We start from the raw sequence: 18,187 nt of genomic DNA, 5'->3' as shown, positions 1-18,187 counted from the left end.
GAACCGTTTATGAGTACTGATCCACTTCTCGCAGTGAGGAACCTGCGTGCATACATCGGTACGTCACGGGGAGTCGTTCGAGCAGTCGACGATGTGACGTTGGACGTCGACCCCGCTCAGTCGCTGGGGGTTGTCGGTGAGTCCGGCTCCGGAAAATCGGTGATGGCCAGGGCAATAATGGGCCTCATGCCTGGACGGTCGGCGCGCTCGGGTGAGGTGTACTTCCAGGGCCGTGATCTGCTGTCGCTGCCGCAGGGCGAGCAGCGTGACGTCTGGGGCAAGCACATCTCGATGGTCTTCCAGGACCCTGGTCGATCCTTGAATCCGGTTGTCCGGGTCGAACGGCAGCTGACCGAAGGGATGCGCAAGCACCTCGGTGTGAGTCGATCGGACGCGAAGGGGCGGGCCTTGGAGTTGCTTCAAGAGGTAGGAGTCCCGGACCCGGAGCGACGTCTGCGGAACTACCCGCACGAGATGTCCGGTGGAATGCGTCAGAGAGTGATGATCGCGATTGCACTGGCGGCGGAACCAGACCTGCTGATCGCGGACGAGCCGACCACGGCGCTCGATGTCACGGTGCAACGTCAGATCCTGGACCTACTGCGTAGTGTCCAACGCGAACGTGGCATGTCGATGATCCTGATCAGTCACGATCTTGCCGTGGTGGCGGGTCGTACCGACCGGGTCGCGGTGATGTATGCGGGACGACTCGCCGAGATCGGCTCGACTCGAAAGGTATTCGAGGCGCCAAGGCACAGATATACACACGCATTACTCGCTGCCACACCCACGATCGGACATGAGCGGCACACTCCGTTTCAACTCATATCGGGCTCGCTCCCGGACCCCACAGCTGATGTCACCGGGTGTCGTTTCGCCCCTCGTTGCGCGTATGCCACCGATGCGTGCAGGACATCAGCACCGACCATGACTCCGGTGGCGCTGGAACACGAAGTGTCGTGCTTTCACCCGGTTACCACTGTGGTGCCGGAACTTTCAGGAGGTGAGTTCGTTGGCAGGTAGCGGCGTCGCGCATCTGCGCGGGGATGACGCGCTGTTGAGTGTCACTGATTTGGTGGTCGAATACCACACAAATTCCGGCACGGTCCAGGCGGTGTCGACGGTCAGTTTCGATGTGTTACCAGGTGAGACGCTGGGCATTGTGGGGGAGTCGGGATGTGGTAAGTCGACGACGGGTCGCGCGGTGCTGCGATTGGATCACATCACTTCCGGACAAATTCGCTTCGCTGAACACCAGATCGAGCAGGCCGGCAAGAAGCAGTTGCGTGAGTTGCGCCGTGACATGCAGATGATTTTCCAGGACCCAGTAGCCTCGTTGAATCCGCGCCGACCAGTCAAAGAGGTTGTAGTCGAGGGCCTCTCAATCGCTGGTTCGAGTGTGCAGGAGAAACAGACGGCCGCGGAAGGGCTGCTGACTCAGGTGGGATTGGGGAGCGAGCGATTCGCCGACATGTTGCCTCGGCAGCTGTCCGGTGGACAGGCCCAGCGCGTGGCAATCGCGCGGGCATTGGCTTTGCATCCGCGCCTTCTCATCTGCGACGAACCGGTCTCGGCGCTCGACGTATCCGTTCAAGCGCAGATCCTCAACTTGCTGGAGGAGTTGAAGAGCAAGTACGACCTGACCGTGGTCTTCATCGCCCATGATCTCGGAGTGGTGCGTTCATTCAGCGACAAAGTGATGGTGATGTACCTGGGCAAGGTATGCGAGTTCGGCGATTCCATTGAGCTCTACGATAATCCGGCCCATCCATATACTCGCGCTCTTCTCGATTCGGTTCCCCTGACCGATCCTGATCGGGCGTTTGCCGGTCCTGCCCTCGAGGGCGACGTTCCATCGCCGCTCGCGCCACCGCCAGGTTGCAGGTTTCAGACTCGCTGTCCGCAAGTGCAGTCGCGCTGTACGAGTGAGGAACCTCAGATACGTGAGGTTCGGGCGGGCCAGTTCGCAGCGTGCCACTATCCGCTTCACGAAACGGATGCTCTCCCGCTGGTCGCAAATTGACGGTGCGTGGTCACTACCGGGGCAGTGGATGTCCTCCTTGTCTATGTATCTCGTGTGAATTTCCTGTGAGTGACGGTCGAACCGGCGGATCGTCGCCTCACTGGTCTGTGTAATGGCGGTCCCCTGATCGAACTCCGATTCTTCATTTCTCGGTCTCGGTCAGGGCCTCGGTCCACCCGGTCAGGCTCACGAACACTGGTCGGAAGGGGCCTCCACGTGCTGGATTTCGCGCTTGCTGCGCACCGGTGAATTGGTGCAGTTGAAGTCCTGAATACTCTCCATAGCAACATTATTCGAACCAAAAGCCCGGTTCGACATGATCGCGCTGACGTCGAAGTCGAAGGGTCGTCCGGTCGGGGCGGTCGGCGGCTCGCATCTTGTCAGGTCAAGTCCGAGCCGAGATTTGCACTGGCGCAACGAGGTGCAGCGTCGGCGGTGGGCGCCGTCGTCCGAAATCTGTGCGTCGGGCGTTTATGCAGTGGGATCTCAGTGAGACTGGATTGTGCCTCGAGAAGATCTCCTTACTATGGTCTACGACACGTGGAGGAGAGAATATGGACCGCATCACAGTTATGCGCAGCTTTGTCGGCGTTGGTGAGCAGGGTGGATTCAGCCGTGCGGCCCGCCAGCTGGGGATTTCGGGTTCGCTTGTGTCACGGCATGTTTCCGAGTTGGAGAAGGAACTGGGCGTTCGCGTGGTGAACCGCACGGCGCGGGCTGTCAGTCTGACATCCGCTGGTCGACGCTACTACGACTTTGCACAACGGATGCTGCGGGAACTTGACGCGGAGGAAGCCGCGATCAGGGGATTACGTGATCTCGCGGAAGGCCCTCTCGCCGTCATCTGCCCCAAGTGGATCGGCAATCTGGATCTGGGCGAAGCTATCGCCGATTTTGCGGTGGATCACCCCAAGATACAAGTGCGTTTCGAAGTTGGTGGGATGTCGAACAGGGCCTTCGATTTCCTGGACCAAGGATACGACGTCGCTTTTCACACGCGGGATCTCCGTGACTCGACGATGCTCATTCGGAAGGTGGCGGACATCCGTTTCGTCCTCTGCGGTTCACCTGGATACCTGGCAAAACACAGTCCACTGTTGAGTAATCAAGATCTGAACGATCACGACTGTCTACTCCATCCGAACGACCCTGTCTGGCATCTACTGGACGCAGAGGGGCGTGAGTCTCACGTGCGTCCGCAGACCCCGGTCTATTCTTCGAACAGCTACCTCACATTGCGGAAGGCCGCGGTCCGCGGGCGTGGTTTGGCCCTGCTACCGGTCAGAACGGTTGCGGAAGACTTGGAAAATGCTGTCCTGCAGCAAGTTTTGCCAAGCTACAGCGCACCCACCCGGGCGTTGTATGCCGTTCACTCGCCTGGTGTTCACACGTTGCGCAAGGTGCGCGTCTTCCTTGACTACATCTCAGCCTGGTTCGCCAAGAACCCGATGCCGCAATTTGCGTCGGTATGAGTCGTTCTGCGAACGATTAGTATGCGCGAACTGCACGCCCAAGGCATTGAAGTTGCGGTTCGAGCGCAATAGCGTTCACCGTAATCCGTGTAAGCACAATGGCTTTGCGGTAGAAATCCGTGCCGGGACCGGCGTGGAGTGAGGAGCGCGAATCTGTGGCAATCCTTCGTATCGAGCGTGCACGCTACGGGGTCGAAGACCTCGAAACATGCGTACGATTCTTCGAAGACTTCGGTCTGACCTTGCAGGTTGCGGATCGAAATGGTGCTGAACTGGCTACGCGTGTCGGTCAAATAGTGGAATTGCGACGCCGCGACGACCCCACACTTCCTCCGGCCGTGGAGTCCGGGTCGACGCTGCGTGAGCTCGTGTGGGGCGTCGATACAGCGAAGAGTCTGGACGGGTTGATCGAGGACCTGCGGCGCGATCGCGTCGTTGACGTGGACGCAGACGGCGTGGCACATACACACGATGAGACCGGATTCGGCCTGGGCTTGGCGGTGGCCGCCATCGTCGACCCTCCCGTCACCACTGACGAGACGAATCGTTATGGTGCAGTGAAGCGTTGGAATGTGCCGACGTCAGCGCCAGATCAGGTGTTCCCGCTACGTATGTGTCACGTCGCGTGGAACATACCGAAGGACGGCCACCGTGAGGCTGTTGCCTTCTACGTAGAGCGACTGGCGTTCCGAATCACCGATGACGTGTTGCCGATGGGTACCTTCATGCAGTGCGAAGGTGACGACGACCAGCACAACTTGCTGCTATGCCACCGACCTGACCGGGCCGGTATCAACCACATTTCCTACGAGGTTCGTAGTTTCGACGAAGTGATCCTCGGCGGGAACCAGATGATCGAACGCGGTTGGCGCGAGGCCCGACGTCTAGGGCGCCATACCGTCGGGTCCAACGTATTTCGGTTTCTCCATGCGCCCTGCGGTGGCCGTGCCGAGTATGCCGCAGATATGGACCGAGTCGACGAGTCGTACACAACCCGCGTTCACGAGGTCACCCCACCGCATCACCGCTGGACAATGCTGACGAACAAGGATGGCGAGTCATGAGTCAAAGCCTTTCCCCGACTGCTCGAGAATCCGAGACGGTCGCGGGTGTTTACCCCCGAATTGCAATGTACATCGACGGACGCTGGACCGACGGGAGTGGTTCGCGCCGTGAACCGATCGTCAATCCAGCCACCGAAGAGGTTCTGGGATACGTGCCACTCGCCGAGAAGTCGGACCTCGATGCAGCCTTGGCTGCAGCCGAACGCGGCTTTGTGGTGTGGCGAGATATGCCACTGGACAAACGGGCACATATCTTGCACCGTGCGGCGACGCTTCTGCGTGAGCGGTCGGGAGAGATCGCCCGCATCATGACCATCGAGCAAGGCAAAGCCCTCGCAGAGTCCCGAGGTGAACTTGCCGGTGTTGCAACCACTCTGGACTGGAATTGTGAGGAAGGACTGCGAGCTCACGGCCGGATCATCCCTCGCGGGCCCGGAGAGACGCTCAGTGTTGTTCGTGAGCCGGTCGGCCCGGTTGCGGCGTTCACACCCTGGAACTTCCCGGCCGGTAGCCCGATGCGCAAGATCGCGGCATCGCTGTCGGCCGGCTGCTCGATCGTGATCAAGGCGTCGGAGGAGACACCGGCCACCGCCTGCGAGTTGGTGCGCTGCTTCGAAGACGCCGGCTTGCCTGGGTCCGTCCTGAACCTCGTGTTCGGTGTCCCGGCAGAAGTTTCCGAGCACCTGATTCCGTCGCCGATCGTACGTCTCGTCGCCTTCACAGGTTCTGTCCCGGTTGGCAAGTCGCTTGCCGCGATGGCCGGCGCAGCGATGAAGCCGTCGATGATGGAACTGGGCGGTCACGCTCCGGTCATCGTCTGCGCGGATGTAGACGCGGTAGCTGCAGCTAAGTCCAGTGCGCGTGCGAAGTTCGCCAACGCCGGTCAGGTGTGTACTTCTCCGAGCCGGTTTTTCGTGCACGAGAGCCTGTACGAGACGTTCGTGGGAGCTTTTGTCGCTGCCGCAGAACAGATCACGGTCGGCGATGGCTTGACCGCAGGTGTCCAGATGGGCCCGCTCGTCAACGAACGCAGACTTGCGTCAGTTCAGAATCTGGTCGAGGACGCTCGTCGTCGTGGAGCGAATGTCCTCACCGGTGGTCATCGTCTGTCCGGACCGGGATTCTTCTACACGCCAACTGTTCTGACGGACGTTCCGATGGATGCTGCCGTGATGATCGAGGAGCCGTTCGGTCCTATTGCACCGATCCTTCCGTACTCGGATCTAGATGACGCTCTGCACCTGGCGAATTCGCTTCCCTTCGGTTTGGCCGCTTACGCGTTCACGCATCGGGCCGACACCGCCGACGTTCTGACTCGCGGGCTGCAGGCAGGAATTCTGTCCATCAACCACGCCAGTGGTTCGGTTCCGCAGGCCCCGTCGGGTGGATTCAAAGAGAGTGGTTTCGGTCGAGAGGGCGGATCGGAAGGACTCGACGGCTATCTCGTCACCAAGCGTATCTCGCACCGGATGGCGATCTGATGCGCTGGTGCCGCATCGAGCACGAGGGGGCGACACGCCACGGAATCGTCTCGGATGATGTCATCGAAATCGTCGAGGGTTCGCCGTTCGGGGTATATCGACTCTCCGGGCAGGTAGTGCCGGTAGAGGGTGTAGTTCTTGCTCCGCCGGTGATCCCTGCGTCGTTTCTGTGTGTCGGAATGAACTACACCAGCCACATCAAACATGCACAGCTGCATGGCATGTCCAGCGTCGAGATTCCGACTCGTCCAGAGGTGGGATATCGCGCGTCCAGCGCACTGATCGGGCACGGTCAGCCGATCGTGAAGCCGGCAGACTGTGAGGGGCGCTTTGAAACCGAGGGCGAGCTCGTTGCCGTGATCGGTCGTGGATTGCGGCGATGCACGCGTGACGAAGCAATCGAGAGTGTTTTCGGGTGGACGATCGGAAACGACGTGAGTGCCAGAAATTGGCAGCACTCGGACCGGTCGTTCTGGCGGGCCAAGAACAGCGACACATTCAAACCGATGGGGCCATGGATTACGACGGACGTCGATCCGATGCACTCGCGCACCGAGGTGCGGGTCAATGGCGAGGTGCGTGCTGAATTCAGCACGGGTGCAATGATCTTCGATCCATACGACTATCTGGTCGAGCTATCCAAGTACGTTACCGTCTCGCCGGGGGACGTGCTGTGGATGGGAACGGATGCCATGGTTGCGATGGCACCGGGCGACACGGTCGACATTTCGATCTCCGGAATCGGCACATTGAGCAATCCAATCGAGAGCGAAGTACCGCCGACGGCGGTTCGGAAGGAGCAGTAATGAGGCTCGAATTCGCAGAGGCGCGAGTCATGGTCGATCAGGCGCGTGAGCACGCGGCTGGTGTGGGTAAGGCCTTGAGTATCGCGGTCGTCGACTACGGCGGGTTTGCCGTGTTGGTCGAACGAATGGACGGCGCACGCCCGATGACTCCGAGTATTGCTCTCTCGAAGGCGTATTCGGCTGCCGTCATGCAGCGACCGACGTTCATGCTGAAGGGCTGGCGTGAATCCGACCCCGTCTTCTTCTCTCAGGTCGGCCGGATGGGGCATCATCCGATTGTCGCAACAAAGGGCGGGTACGCCCTCAAGCGTGACGGTGAGATCGTCGGTGGAATCGGTATCTCCGGTGGGACCGCTGACGAGGACGAAGAGATTTGCAGGGCAGTAGTGTCCGCTGCGGGATTCTCGCTGGAGTTCGCTGCCTGGGGCGGCGCACCCGCCGGCGGTCACTGACGTGTATTCGACTGTGCGCGAAAGCTAATCATTCGCAATCAGGTAGGGCGGAAGGGGTGTCGAGCGCTCTAGGCTGAAGTGAGTACACAGGGCAAAGAAAGGTGGTCGAACGTGAGTCAAGAGAATCGTCCGAACGACGGTCGCGGGCACATCCTGGTTGTAGGCGCCGGCATCGGTGGTCTGTCAACGGCTATAGCGCTGCGCGGGGTCGGGTATGACGTCCACGTGGTCGAGTTGAAGCCGGATATGCATTCATCTGTCTTCGGTGTCGGTATCATCCAGCCCGCAAATGCATTGCGCGCGTTGGATGCCATCGGTCTGCTCGACGCATGTCTCGCAGCCGGTCAGAGCAGTCCGGTGTGGGGCACCATGTGCGACGCGCAGGGCAACGCGGTTGCGGAGATGGCGGGTGCTCGGATCGAAAACTACCCGGCCATGAACGGCATCACCCGACCGAAGTTGCACCAGATTCTGACCGAGCGCGCACTCGCGGACGGCATCCGCATCGAATACAGCAAGTCGATCGAAAAGTTGCTTCCTGGAGATGATTACGTCGAAGCTGTCTTCACCGACGGTCTGCAGGACAACTACGAACTGGTTGTCGGTGCAGACGGAGTCCGCTCCGAAGTTCGCCCTTACGTCCTCCCCGAGGGGGTCAAGCCCCGGTACAACGGTCAGTCGGCGTGGCGCGTCAACTTGCCCCGTATCCCTGAGATCGACCGCATCATTCTGCAGCGTGGTCCTTCGGGTGTCTCGGGCTTTGTTCCGATCGCGCCGGATCTCGCGTACTTCTGGCTCAACTACGCGTGCCCGCAGGGATATCGACCTCCTGCCGATCAACTCCACACCGTTTTGCGAGATCTTCTCGAGGGTTACGGCGGATTGACTGCCTGGGTTCGCGACAACCATCTCAACAATCCGGACGGTATCGTGCTGCGCCCAGAGGAATACCTCATAGCGCCGGCACCGTGGCACAAGGGCCGCATTGTCCTGATCGGCGACGCCGTACACACGGTGACGCCGCACCTGGGTCAGGGTGCAGCGCAGGCGATCGAGGACGGCGTGGTTCTGGCCGAGGAGCTGAAGGCTAACGGCGCAGACGTCGAGAAGGCATTCGAAGCCTACGTTGGGCGCCGCTTCGACCGCTGCAAGTTGGTCGTCGAGTCGTGTGTCCAGATCGGCGAGTGGCAGCAGCATCCCACCCCGGACGCCGATCAGCCCGGGCTGACGCAGCGCGTCATGGATGCGATGGTCGCGCCGCTGTGACCGTAGATAAAGCGTAACAAGCACTTTCGGAATCATTCACTTCCCATCAGGAAAGAAGGTAAGAATCATGACAACGAAGTCGGTAACCCACAGCCTCCATCACGTGAACTTCCCCACCAGTGACCTCGACGCCACCGAGGCTTGGTACGGCAAGGTGTTCGAGATGACGCGTGTGCATCCTGTCAAAGCTCCGCCGAAGGGCACCATGCTGTTGACCCGCGGAAATTTTGATCTGCATTTCCGTCCGGTCGAGAAGGGCGAGGAGCAGACGGGCCTCATCCACTTCGCGATCGAGGTCGAAGACTGGGATGAGTTCATTGCTCACCTGGACAAGGTGGGAGAGGAATACATCGAGGAGCCGTACCGCGGCCACGATCTTTCCAAGACCGGTAGCGTCGTCGATCCTGACGGCCACCGCGTCGAATTCACCTGGCACCCCGATCGCACCTGGTGATGAGCAGCAAGCCTGTGGTCCGGGTCGGATTCGGCGACTACGACCACAACCGGGATTTATGGACTGGCGGTGTTGTCGTACCCGAGTGTGAGCTCGAATGTACGGCACTCTCCGCTCCGGAGGAGATCTTCTCTCGCTTTCTCGCGGGTGAGTGGGACGCCGCCGAGATGTCGTTGGCAGTGTCGACGGCGCTTCGCGGCAAGGGCGACGACTCGCTCGTTGTGCTTCCGGTGTTCCCGGCCAGGGCATACCGCCACGGTTCGATCTATGTGCGAGCAGACGGCCCGCAGGTGCCCGCAGATCTGAGCGGCCGAAGAATCGGAATTCCCGTGTGGGGCCAGACAGCCGGTGTCTATGTGCGCGGGCTGCTGGCTTCGGATTACGACGTTGATCTGAAGTCGATCGGGTGGGTCCAGGCGGGTGTCGACGAACCGGGACGCACCGAACCCGTTGACCTCGATACGAGTGGTTTCGACATCACGGCTGCCCCCGAAACCTCGTTGAATCAACTGCTGCTCGACGGCAAGGTGGATGCAGTCATCAGTGCGCGTCCACCGGAATGCGTTGTCAGCAAGGATCGCCGGGTCAAGCGACTCTTTCCCAAGTACACCTTCGACGAGATGGCTTACGCCGAGAAGACCGGGATCTTCCCGATCATGCACACTTTGGTACTGCGCCGTTCCGTGTACGAGGCGAACCCGGAGATTGCGGACGGACTGGTCAATGCCTTCACCGAGGCGAAGAACCGCTCGGTCGAGCGGTCGATGAGTCTCACTGTTCCGAGCTATCCATTCCCGTGGAGTGGAGCGCACGCACAGCGGGCGAAGGGATTGTTGGGTGCCGACTTCTGGCCGTACGGGATCGAGGCTAACCAGCGGAGCTTGGACGTATTCCTGGAATACTCTGCTGCCCAGTCGATCACACCACGCACGTTGACCACCAGTGAATTGTTCGACCGTGAGCGGTCGACGTCGATTCACGCCTGATTAAGGAGAACAAAAATGTGTCATGCGGATGTTCCTGAAGGTCAGGTAACGCCGAACGTCGATCGCCAGGACATCGCGATCTCGATCGGCGAGAACGTGGACATGCCGGCGACGCTCTTCACTGTCGACGGAGGCGGACCTGGAATCGTGCTGAATACCGATATTCACGGTCCCAGCCCGTTCTACGTATGCTTGGCGTCTCGTCTCGCCGTTGCCGGCTTCTCGGTTCTTCTGCCGGACTTCTTCTTCCGCCAGGGTCCTGCTGCAGGTCCCGACTTGGAGAGCGCATTTGCGCGGCGTAAGAGTCTGGACGAGGCCCAGACCGTTCGTGACCTTGATACCGCGACAACGTGGTTGAAGGACAAGATCGGTGGAGATCTTGTCGGTTCGCTCGGATTCTGCATGGGCGGAACGTATTCGCTGGATCTCGCGTCTCTGCGTGATGATCTGGTGACGGTGTCGTACTACGGGTTCCCGGAACCGCAGGCGACGCTGGTAATGCCCCCGCCGCGCCCCATGGATCTGGTCGACGACTCGAGCGGACCGGTTTTGGCTTTCTGGGGTGAGGACGACCATGGAATCGGTGTCGACGTTCCCCTCGCATACTCAGCGAGGGCGGAAAAGGTCAACTCTGGCTTCTCTTACGAGATCGTTGCGGGTGTCGGGCATGCATTCCTGGGCCATTCCCAGCTCGATGATCCCGAAGATATCGGTGCGAAGACCTGGAAGCGGACTATCGAGCACTTCCAGCGTCACCTCGTGTAGGCGCGTAGTCGAGCGTCCACACGCACGAAGACGTGCATGCCTGAACTGTTGGCCGACGTGCCACTGGTTCTGCCATGCCGGCGAGGCGCCACGATCGGGCGGTGCATACCGTACCCGCTGCCTCATCGCCTGATTGTGGTGCCCGCATACGTGGGCGGACAGTAGTGAGGAGCCTGGCATGAATGTGCCTGAAACCGACGGAGAACAGTTAGCCGGAAAGCTGATTCGCGTCGGCACGGTCGCTGCGTTCGTCGAGAGAAATGAACGTGTGGTCACGACCGTCGACGGACAAGAAATCTTGGTTCTCGCCGCCGGCGAGACGATCTATGCGGTCGGTAGTCGATGCACCCATCTTCCGTTTCGACTGGTGCAAGGTCCGCTCGTCGAGGAAACCGTCGAGATCGAGTGTCTGTTACATCAAGGTCGATTCAGCCTCGAGACCGGTGAGGCCACTAGAAAACCGTGCCGAAAACCTATTCCGACGTACCGGGTCGTCCAGGTTGACGGCGAGGTGTATGTGGACGCCACGAGGCGCATTCATTCTGATCGGAACCCGTAATCTGCTGCATGACAAAGCATCCCCTAGCCGAGAGTTCTCGGCGAGGGGATGCTCGTGTCCACGGTCAGCTCGGCTCCAAGGGAACCAGATCATGGCGCACACGGCTTTCCAAGTTCGGCAACACGCCGCCGCGAAGGTGGCGCTCGAAGTGGGGCGAGGCGAGATGTGCTTCGAATGCAGACTCGTCAACGTATTCCTCGAAGATGAGAAACTCAGCCGGGTCGGCCGCTGAACCGTTGACGCGGTAGACGAGATTCCCCGTCTCTGCTCGGCTGGGTTCGACCATGTTGCGCAGGGATTCCGTCACCGCGTCGATTGCCGACTCGCGAGCGCGGTAATGAGCGATCAATACGAATGTCATAGGTGTTCTCCTTGAATGTCCGTCACGTGTCGTCTACAGACTGACGTGTCTTCCTGGCAGGCGCGAGTACGCAACGCACGGGGAGTGGTGATTCTTAGCTTGCGAATTCTGTGCTCCTCTTTGGGATTCGGTGGCCGTAGCATCCATTTCTATAAGTCCCCGAAACTCATATTCGGGACCTACTTGAGAGGACGATCGGTTGACAATTCAACCCAGGCTTCTGCCCAGTCTTGTCGCCGGCGAGTGGCGCCGTCCGGACGAGGACCGCACATTCGAGGTCGTCAATCCAGCGGACGTCCGTATCACCGTCGCGCGCGTTGCGGCCATGACGGCCGCAGAGGTGACCCAGTTGTACGACGCAGCGGCAGTCGGTGCCGACGTGTGGCGGAACACTCCGGTGCTGGAGCGGGCTCAGATCATGGCCAAGGCTGCCGATAACCTGCGGGCCCGCGCTGCAGAGATTACGCGCGACCTTGTAGCGGAGATGGGCAAGACGACCGCCGAGGCCGCCGTGGAGGTCGGGAAGGCAGCGGACTTCCTCGACTACTACGCCGGCCTGGCGCGGTTGCCGCAGGGCCAGATACTCGCCGATGCACGTCCGAATACCCAGACGACTGTGCGAACCGAGCCGGTCGGCATCGTTTGCCTTGTCACACCGTGGAACGATCCACTACTGACACCGGCGAGAAAGTTGGCTCCCGCCCTGTACACGGGCAATGCCGTTGTTCTCAAGGCGGCCAGCGAAACTCCCGTCGTCAGTATGCACCTTGCGCAGGCGCTGCAGGACGCCGGTCTTCCGGCCGGTGTCCTCGGATTGGCAAGTGGAAAAATCGCTGAGATCGGCGACGCGCTTCTCGATGATCCGCTCATCAACGCGGTGAGCTTTACCGGAAGTACAGCGGTAGGCCGGTCGATTCAACGGCGCCTCGCCGGTCGTGACGTCCGCCTGCAAACGGAAATGGGCGGGAAAAACGCCGCGGTTGTCCTCGCCGACGCCGATGTGGAGCTGGCGGTCGCCGCTATCGCCGCGGCTTCATTCGGTCAGGCCGGGCAGCGTTGCACCGCAACCAGTCGTGTGGTCGTGGACGCAGCTGTGGCAACTGACGTGATCAGCGGAATTATCGCAGCTGCTGCGGCAGTCCGGCTGGGGCCCGGCGATGCCCCGGATACGGCCATGGGTCCGCTGGTGAGCAAGCGGGCACAGTCCGATGTCCTGGCTCATGTGGAGCGTGCCCGCGAGAGTGGGGCCGAGGTCGTCGTCGGTGGGCACGGACTCTCGACTGAGATGGCCGAGTACGGGTGCTGGGTGGCACCCACAGTTGTCACCAATGTCGAACGCTCCATGCCGATCTGGACCGACGAGGTATTCGGACCGGTAGTTGCTATCCAGGTTGTCGACGGTCTCGACGAGGCAGTGGCGGCGGCAAACGACACGACGTACGGACTGGCTGCGTCGGTATTCACCACGTCGATGAAGAACGCGTACTACTTCGCTGATCGTCTCGAGGCCGGTCAGGTATCGGTGAACCACCCCACTACCGGCTGGGATGTACATATGCCGTTCGGAGGCTTCGGAGAATCCGGCTCGGCGTTCAAAGAGCAAGGGCTGGAAGGACCCCGCTTCTACACGCGGGTCAAGACGGTCGCGATTCGGACGGATGTGGAACGATGACGGCGGGATCGCGGCGCGCCGGTATTGTCGGCGGCGGACTGGTCGGCCTGGCCGTGGGAAGGCGGCTTGCCCTTGACGGTTTCGAAGTGACGATCTTCGAAAAAGAAAAGGTGTTGAGCGCTCACCAATCGGGTCACAATTCGGGCGTAGTTCACTCGGGAATCTATTACACTCCAGGCTCTCTCAAGGCCACGTTGTGCCGACGCGGTGTTGATCTCCTCAAACAATTCTGTGTGGAACACGAACTGGTGTACCGCGAAATCGGCAAGGTTATCGTCGCTCGAAACGAAGCTGAAATTGCGCCGCTGCGAGACTTGCAGGAACGCGCACGGCTCAATGGCGTTCCAGATGTTCGTTGGCTCGGACAGGCAGAGCTTCGCGAAATCGAGCCGAATGTCGCTGGTATCGCAGCCCTCCATTCTCCGACGACAGCGATCGTCGACTATCCAGCCGTGGCGCATGCGATGGCAGCGGACATAGTCGCGGCTGGTGGGCAGATCAAGCTGGGCACCGAGATTCGCGATATCCAGGTGAACGGCGCTACGGCATCAATTGTTGCCGATTCCGGCAACTCGTACGAGTTCGATCATGTCGTCCTGTGTGCCGGTCTCCAATCCGACACTGTCGCAAGGATTGCCGGTGATGTAGCCGGCCCGGCAATCATCCCTTTCCGGGGTGAGTACTTGAGGCTCGTTCCGGCGCGGAAGGACTTGGTGAACGGCTTGGTCTATCCCGTCCCGGATCCGGCGTACCCGTTCCTCGGTGTCCACTTCACGCCGCGTGTCGACGGCGCCGTGGATATCGGGCCGAATGCACTTCTTGCAACCGCCCGCGAGGGATATCGTCGACGCGACGTGAACCTGCGCGAGTTTTTCGAGCTCTTGCGGTGGCCGGGATCGCGAAAGCTGTTCCACCAGCACTGGAAAACAGGCATCCACGAGATGAAGGGGTCGTTTTCGACTCGCGCCTACGTCAAGTCTGCACAGGACTACGTCCCGGCCTTGACCGTTGCGGATGTCGTGCGGGCTCCGGCCGGTGTGCGGGCGCAAGCCGTCGACGCCGATGGAACACTGGTCGACGATTTCCGGATCAGCAGGCTCGGCGCGGTGACAGCTGTTCGCAACGCCCCGTCGCCGGCTGCGACGTCATCTCTAGCTATCGGTGAATACGTTGTCTCGCAGATGTTTACACCTGGCTCTGGCGCAAATACCAATTAACGAGAATAGAGGATCCATGTTCATTGTCGATTCGCAAATCCATATCTGGAAAGACGAAGCTCCGGATCGTCCGTGGCTTCCGGGTGCGCGTGAGCGTATCCGTTTGAACGGTCATCGGGAGGAGTCGTTCAGCTACGAGGAAGCTCTCGGGTTGATGGACGAGGCCGGTGTCGATCGTGCACTGATCTTGCCGCCGTCCTGGGAAGGTGACCGCATCGATTACGCGCTGGAGGCGTGTGAGGCACATCCGGATCGGTTCGGCATCATGGCTCGTATCCCGCAGAACAAGCCCGTCGAGGGTGCGGCGATGATGAAGGATTTTGCGCAGAATCCGCATGTGAAGGGGACGCGGTTGACGTTCCACCGTCCGCAGGACCGTAACTGGATGATCGACGGCACCAACGACTGGTACTGGCCTCTGGCGGAGGAGTTGGGTATCAAGACTATGGTGCATGCTCCGGTGTGGAAGGCGGAGCTCGGTGAGATCGCGGGCAAGCATCCCGAGCTCAAGATCATCATCGACCACATGGGCATCATGGCTCGGTGTGTCGACGACGCGATCGGGTACTGGGTCAAGGAGACCGCGGATCTGCATGTGCACCCGAATATCTTTGTGAAGGTGTCGGCGATTCCGGGGTATTCGACCGAGCCGTTCCCGAATCTCAATATCGCGAAGTACGTTCGGGAGATGGTGGACGCGATGGGTCCGGAGCGTTGTTTCTTCGGTACCGACATCACGCGTTTGCTCGGTCACGGGTTGACGTGGACGGACACGGTCGAGCAGTTCACCGAGCATTTCGATTTCACCGAGCAGGAACTCGAGTGGATCATGGGTCGCGGTATCGCAGAATGCCTCGACTGGCCCGTTCTGGCGCAAGCGCAGGCACAGTCGTGAACGATCGTGTTGATGGCGGTGAAGCCATCCTCGCAGCGTGCCGCAGCATCGGAATCGACATCATCTTCTCGTCGCCCGGGTCCGAATGGGCACCGATGTGGGAAGCGCTCGCACACCAGGAGCGCGACGGCGTCGACGGGCCGCGCTACATCGATCTGATGCACGAAACACTCGCTGTCGCAATGGCAACGGGTTACGGGATCGTCACCCGTCGACCGCAGATGGTTCTCCTACATGCCGTGCCAGGTCTCCTGCAAGGTGCGTGTGGAATTCACGGTGCGCTCCTGGCGCAGGTCGGAATGGTTGTCTGCAGCTCCGAGTCGATCACGTACGGTGAGACCGAAGTAGACCCCGGGCAACAGTGGTATCGCAACCTTTCCATCGTCGGTGGTCCGCAGAGCGTTGCTGCCCCGTTCACGAAGTGGTCGACTCAGGTCGGCAGTGTGGAGACGCTGTACGGCTCGGTCGTCCGCGCAGCGGATATCGCGCGACGCGGTCCGGCTGGACCGGTCTACCTGAACGTGCCGGTAGAGGTACTCCTCGAACCGTGGGATGCGGATCGTGCAGTAGTTCGGCCGGCCCCGGCCCCCGGTCGCCGTATCAGTCTCGCGTCCGAAATCGACGACGCCGCCCGCCGCGTCCTCGCGGCGCAGCGACCCGTCATCATCACGGAGTCCGCCGGTAGACACCCGGATGGTTTCGATGCGTTGCTCGAGTTTGCCGAGCTGTTGTCGGTACCGGTGATCGAACCGCCGGCCGCAGTGTCCACCAACTTTCCGCGCAGTCACGAGTTACACGCCGGCGCAGCCGGTTCGGAGCTTATTCGTGAGGCCGATCTGATCATTCTGATCTGCTGCCGTGCACCGTGGTACCCACCAAGTGATCGCCCGGCAGCAGCAGACGTCCTGGTCATCGACGAGGTGCCGCACCGCCAGTACATCGACTATCAGATTCTCGGTGCCGATCAGTACCTCGAGGGTGAAGTCGGTCCGACACTGCGGGCGTTGAGTGCGACCGTCAAGTCGGCAGGGTCAGACGAGTGGCTGGTTGCGCAGCGACGCGAATTACGTTCCGCTGCAGCCCGTTCTGCCGTCGTATCGACGCCCGCGACGGACACAATCACGGCTGCGGATCTCGTAGATGCGCTCCGCGAAGCGCTGGACCCGGAGGCATCCGTCGTCGACGAGACGATTACGCACAGTCGTATAGTCGCCGACCGACTTCAGGCGGACAAGCCCGGGCGGTACCAGTACGTCCAGGGCGGACTCGGTCAGGGAATCGGTGTGGCGTTGGGCGTCAAGCTTGCCGAACCCTCACGCGAGGTCGCACTCACGATCGGAGACGGGTCGTTCCTGTACAACCCGATCGTGCAGGCCTTGGCAGCATCGAAGTCTCTGGATCTGCCCATCTTGATCGTGGTGATCAACAATCACCAGTATCTGTCCATGAAGCTCAACCATCTGCGCTTCTATCCGGACGGCGCTGCTGAGACCGACCAGAACTTCCGCGGGGTCAATCTCCACGACCAGCCGTCGGCTGCTTCCCTGGTCGAACCCTTTGGGATGCTCGGGCTGACTGTGACGCGACCCGACGAACTCGTCCCGGCACTGGAGCGGGCCCTGGCCAGCGTTCGCGGCGGCACGAGCGCACTTGTAGATGTTCACGTAGCGCGCTGATCAGCGCGCTCCATTCGGCTTGCATCCAGGAAGGCACTGTCATGTCTACAACTCGTGTTCGCGTCCAGGAGCAGACGTTGCGTGTGCTCGCCGGCAACATTTTCGTTGCGGCCGGCTGTTCCCTGGAGCACGCAGACCTCATTGCAGATGCGCTGGTGTGGGCGAATCTTCGTGGCTTCGACGCTCATGGGGTGTCGCGGATTCTGCGTTACCTGGAATTGTTCGACAGCGGGGAGTCCAACCCGGCGCCGGATATCACTGTGGATCAGACACGTTCAGCTGTCGCCATCGTCGATGCCGATTCTGCGCCGGGGCCCGTGGCACTGTCGACGGCTATGGATCACGCTATGAGCCTGGCGCGCACAGTGGGTATTGCCTGGGTGAGCGTTCGGGGCACCGTCCATACGGGCGCTCTCGGGTACTACACGGCACGAGCCGCCGACTACGGGATGGCGGGCATGGGGATTGTGGCGGGTATGCCCACACTGGGCTACCCCGGACGCGGCGGGGCAGTAGTGGGCACAAATCCACTGTCCGTCGCGTTACCCGCGGGAAAGCATCAGACAGTCCTGCTCGACACGACGACGGACTTCTCGGCGGCACCAGAGTTGCTGCCGCCGAGTGTAATTCCGTCACATGGCATCGGCGGCGCCGGAACGTCACTGGTTCTCGAGCTTCTTGCCAGCGGGTTGGCGTCGAATCCGATCGTCAGTCGCTTTCACTCCGACAAGCCGGGAGGCCGGCGTCACCGTCAGAATGCGGTGCTGATGGCCGTCGACATCTCGGCGTTTGTTGCTCCGGAAGAATTCATGGCGACGGTCGACGACACGCTCGAGGCCATCAACAGGTTGCCCGTCGCTGATTCGACTACTGATATCTCATACCCGGGTGAGCCAGGGGTCAGGACGCTTCAGGAACGTCGGGTGGACGGCATACCGCTGCATGTTCAGCTTCTGGACGACCTCGAGACTGCGGCCGACAAGCTGGGAGCGGATGTTCCGTCAGACTTTCGCTAGCTACACGGGCGGCAACCGAGTC

At 60.7% G+C, this 18,187-nt stretch carries 18 protein-coding genes; 17 read left to right on the top strand and 1 reads right to left on the bottom strand.

The window, feature by feature from the left end:
* The first annotated feature begins 9 nt into the window (after positions 1-9).
* The 12 genes from C7T36_RS12455 to C7T36_RS12400 all read left to right on the top strand — a co-directional run bounded on the left by C7T36_RS12455 (position 10) and on the right by C7T36_RS12400 (position 11,328).
* The gene (locus C7T36_RS12455; RefSeq protein WP_045065730.1) at positions 10-1,023 is read left to right on the top strand and encodes an ABC transporter ATP-binding protein; all 1,014 of its coding nucleotides are present in this window, start codon (positions 10-12) and stop codon (positions 1,021-1,023) included.
* A complete protein-coding gene (locus C7T36_RS12450; RefSeq protein ID WP_045066793.1) occupies positions 1,013-2,023 on the top strand; it encodes an ABC transporter ATP-binding protein in 1,011 nt (336 codons plus the stop codon). Before C7T36_RS12455 ends, C7T36_RS12450 begins: the two co-directional genes overlap by 11 nt.
* Before the next feature lie 554 nt (positions 2,024-2,577).
* Positions 2,578-3,495 (top strand): LysR family transcriptional regulator, encoded by a 918-nt coding sequence (locus tag C7T36_RS12445; RefSeq protein ID WP_045065726.1) that lies wholly within the window; start codon positions 2,578-2,580, stop codon positions 3,493-3,495.
* Between the two features lie 155 nt (positions 3,496-3,650).
* Positions 3,651-4,559 carry a VOC family protein gene (locus tag C7T36_RS12440; RefSeq protein WP_045065724.1) on the top strand — a complete coding sequence of 303 codons (909 nt, stop codon included), beginning with the start codon at positions 3,651-3,653 and terminating at the stop codon, positions 4,557-4,559.
* Positions 4,556-6,040 (top strand): NAD-dependent succinate-semialdehyde dehydrogenase, encoded by a 1,485-nt coding sequence (locus C7T36_RS12435; protein WP_204368957.1) that lies wholly within the window; start codon positions 4,556-4,558, stop codon positions 6,038-6,040. Before C7T36_RS12440 ends, C7T36_RS12435 begins: the two co-directional genes overlap by 4 nt.
* Entirely contained in the window at positions 6,040-6,846 is an 807-nt protein-coding gene (locus C7T36_RS12430) for a fumarylacetoacetate hydrolase family protein (protein ID WP_045065720.1), read from the top strand. The genes C7T36_RS12435 and C7T36_RS12430 overlap by 1 nt, the downstream gene beginning before the upstream one ends.
* Positions 6,846-7,298 (top strand): heme-binding protein, encoded by a 453-nt coding sequence (locus C7T36_RS12425; protein WP_045065718.1) that lies wholly within the window; start codon positions 6,846-6,848, stop codon positions 7,296-7,298. The genes C7T36_RS12430 and C7T36_RS12425 overlap by 1 nt, the downstream gene beginning before the upstream one ends.
* 111 nt (positions 7,299-7,409) lie before the next feature.
* On the top strand, positions 7,410-8,564 hold the full coding sequence (locus C7T36_RS12420) for an FAD-dependent monooxygenase (protein ID WP_052683424.1): 1,155 nt from the start codon (positions 7,410-7,412) through the stop codon (positions 8,562-8,564).
* Between the two features lie 67 nt (positions 8,565-8,631).
* Positions 8,632-9,018 (top strand): VOC family protein, encoded by a 387-nt coding sequence (locus C7T36_RS12415; protein ID WP_045065716.1) that lies wholly within the window; start codon positions 8,632-8,634, stop codon positions 9,016-9,018.
* Positions 9,018-10,004 (top strand): hypothetical protein, encoded by a 987-nt coding sequence (locus C7T36_RS12410; protein ID WP_045065713.1) that lies wholly within the window; start codon positions 9,018-9,020, stop codon positions 10,002-10,004. The genes C7T36_RS12415 and C7T36_RS12410 overlap by 1 nt, the downstream gene beginning before the upstream one ends.
* Before the next feature lie 15 nt (positions 10,005-10,019).
* Positions 10,020-10,769 (top strand): dienelactone hydrolase family protein, encoded by a 750-nt coding sequence (locus tag C7T36_RS12405; protein ID WP_052683422.1) that lies wholly within the window; start codon positions 10,020-10,022, stop codon positions 10,767-10,769.
* Between the two features lie 178 nt (positions 10,770-10,947).
* A complete protein-coding gene (locus tag C7T36_RS12400) occupies positions 10,948-11,328 on the top strand; it encodes a Rieske (2Fe-2S) protein (protein ID WP_052683420.1) in 381 nt (126 codons plus the stop codon).
* A 64-nt stretch (positions 11,329-11,392) separates the two neighbouring features.
* Here the strand turns inward: C7T36_RS12400 and C7T36_RS12395 are convergent, their stop codons facing one another.
* Entirely contained in the window at positions 11,393-11,689 is a 297-nt protein-coding gene (locus C7T36_RS12395) for a putative quinol monooxygenase (RefSeq protein WP_045065711.1), read from the bottom strand.
* Positions 11,690-11,888: 199 nt separating this feature from the next.
* Between C7T36_RS12395 and C7T36_RS12390 the strand changes: the two genes are divergently transcribed.
* Genes C7T36_RS12390 through C7T36_RS12370 form a run of 5 tightly spaced genes read left to right on the top strand, consistent with a single transcriptional unit; the run spans position 11,889 to position 18,165 of the window.
* On the top strand, positions 11,889-13,361 hold the full coding sequence (locus C7T36_RS12390; RefSeq protein WP_204368956.1) for an aldehyde dehydrogenase: 1,473 nt from the start codon (positions 11,889-11,891) through the stop codon (positions 13,359-13,361).
* Positions 13,358-14,578 (top strand): L-2-hydroxyglutarate oxidase, encoded by a 1,221-nt coding sequence (gene lhgO, locus C7T36_RS12385; protein ID WP_045065709.1) that lies wholly within the window; start codon positions 13,358-13,360, stop codon positions 14,576-14,578. Before C7T36_RS12390 ends, lhgO begins: the two co-directional genes overlap by 4 nt.
* 16 nt (positions 14,579-14,594) lie before the next feature.
* The gene (locus C7T36_RS12380; RefSeq protein WP_045065706.1) at positions 14,595-15,473 is read left to right on the top strand and encodes an amidohydrolase; all 879 of its coding nucleotides are present in this window, start codon (positions 14,595-14,597) and stop codon (positions 15,471-15,473) included.
* Entirely contained in the window at positions 15,470-17,149 is a 1,680-nt protein-coding gene (locus C7T36_RS12375; RefSeq protein WP_239654654.1) for a thiamine pyrophosphate-dependent enzyme, read from the top strand. The genes C7T36_RS12380 and C7T36_RS12375 overlap by 4 nt, the downstream gene beginning before the upstream one ends.
* A gap of 41 nt (positions 17,150-17,190) precedes the next feature.
* On the top strand, positions 17,191-18,165 hold the full coding sequence (locus tag C7T36_RS12370; protein ID WP_045065701.1) for an Ldh family oxidoreductase: 975 nt from the start codon (positions 17,191-17,193) through the stop codon (positions 18,163-18,165).
* Positions 18,166-18,187 lie beyond the last annotated feature (22 nt).

It is taken from the genome of Rhodococcus sp. AD45-ID (assembly GCF_003023755.1).
In the GTDB taxonomy this organism is placed as follows: Bacteria; Actinomycetota; Actinomycetes; order Mycobacteriales; family Mycobacteriaceae; genus Rhodococcus_F; species Rhodococcus_F globerula.
Note: the sequence above shows the minus strand (reverse complement) of the source record. Positions and strands in the feature narration are given on the sequence as shown.

Coding starts and splice junctions, on each gene's coding strand:
- C7T36_RS12400 (WP_052683420.1), top strand. CDS start 10,948: ATGAATGTGCCTGAAACCGACGGAGAACAGTTAGCCGGAAAGCTGATT.
- C7T36_RS12395 (WP_045065711.1), bottom strand. CDS start 11,689: ATGACATTCGTATTGATCGCTCATTACCGCGCTCGCGAGTCGGCAATC.
- C7T36_RS12430 (WP_045065720.1), top strand. CDS start 6,040: ATGCGCTGGTGCCGCATCGAGCACGAGGGGGCGACACGCCACGGAATC.
- C7T36_RS12410 (WP_045065713.1), top strand. CDS start 9,018: ATGAGCAGCAAGCCTGTGGTCCGGGTCGGATTCGGCGACTACGACCAC.
- C7T36_RS12435 (WP_204368957.1), top strand. CDS start 4,556: ATGAGTCAAAGCCTTTCCCCGACTGCTCGAGAATCCGAGACGGTCGCG.
- C7T36_RS12380 (WP_045065706.1), top strand. CDS start 14,595: ATGTTCATTGTCGATTCGCAAATCCATATCTGGAAAGACGAAGCTCCG.
- C7T36_RS12405 (WP_052683422.1), top strand. CDS start 10,020: ATGTGTCATGCGGATGTTCCTGAAGGTCAGGTAACGCCGAACGTCGAT.
- C7T36_RS12415 (WP_045065716.1), top strand. CDS start 8,632: ATGACAACGAAGTCGGTAACCCACAGCCTCCATCACGTGAACTTCCCC.
- C7T36_RS12370 (WP_045065701.1), top strand. CDS start 17,191: ATGTCTACAACTCGTGTTCGCGTCCAGGAGCAGACGTTGCGTGTGCTC.
- C7T36_RS12425 (WP_045065718.1), top strand. CDS start 6,846: ATGAGGCTCGAATTCGCAGAGGCGCGAGTCATGGTCGATCAGGCGCGT.
- C7T36_RS12455 (WP_045065730.1), top strand. CDS start 10: ATGAGTACTGATCCACTTCTCGCAGTGAGGAACCTGCGTGCATACATC.
- lhgO (WP_045065709.1), top strand. CDS start 13,358: ATGACGGCGGGATCGCGGCGCGCCGGTATTGTCGGCGGCGGACTGGTC.
- C7T36_RS12445 (WP_045065726.1), top strand. CDS start 2,578: ATGGACCGCATCACAGTTATGCGCAGCTTTGTCGGCGTTGGTGAGCAG.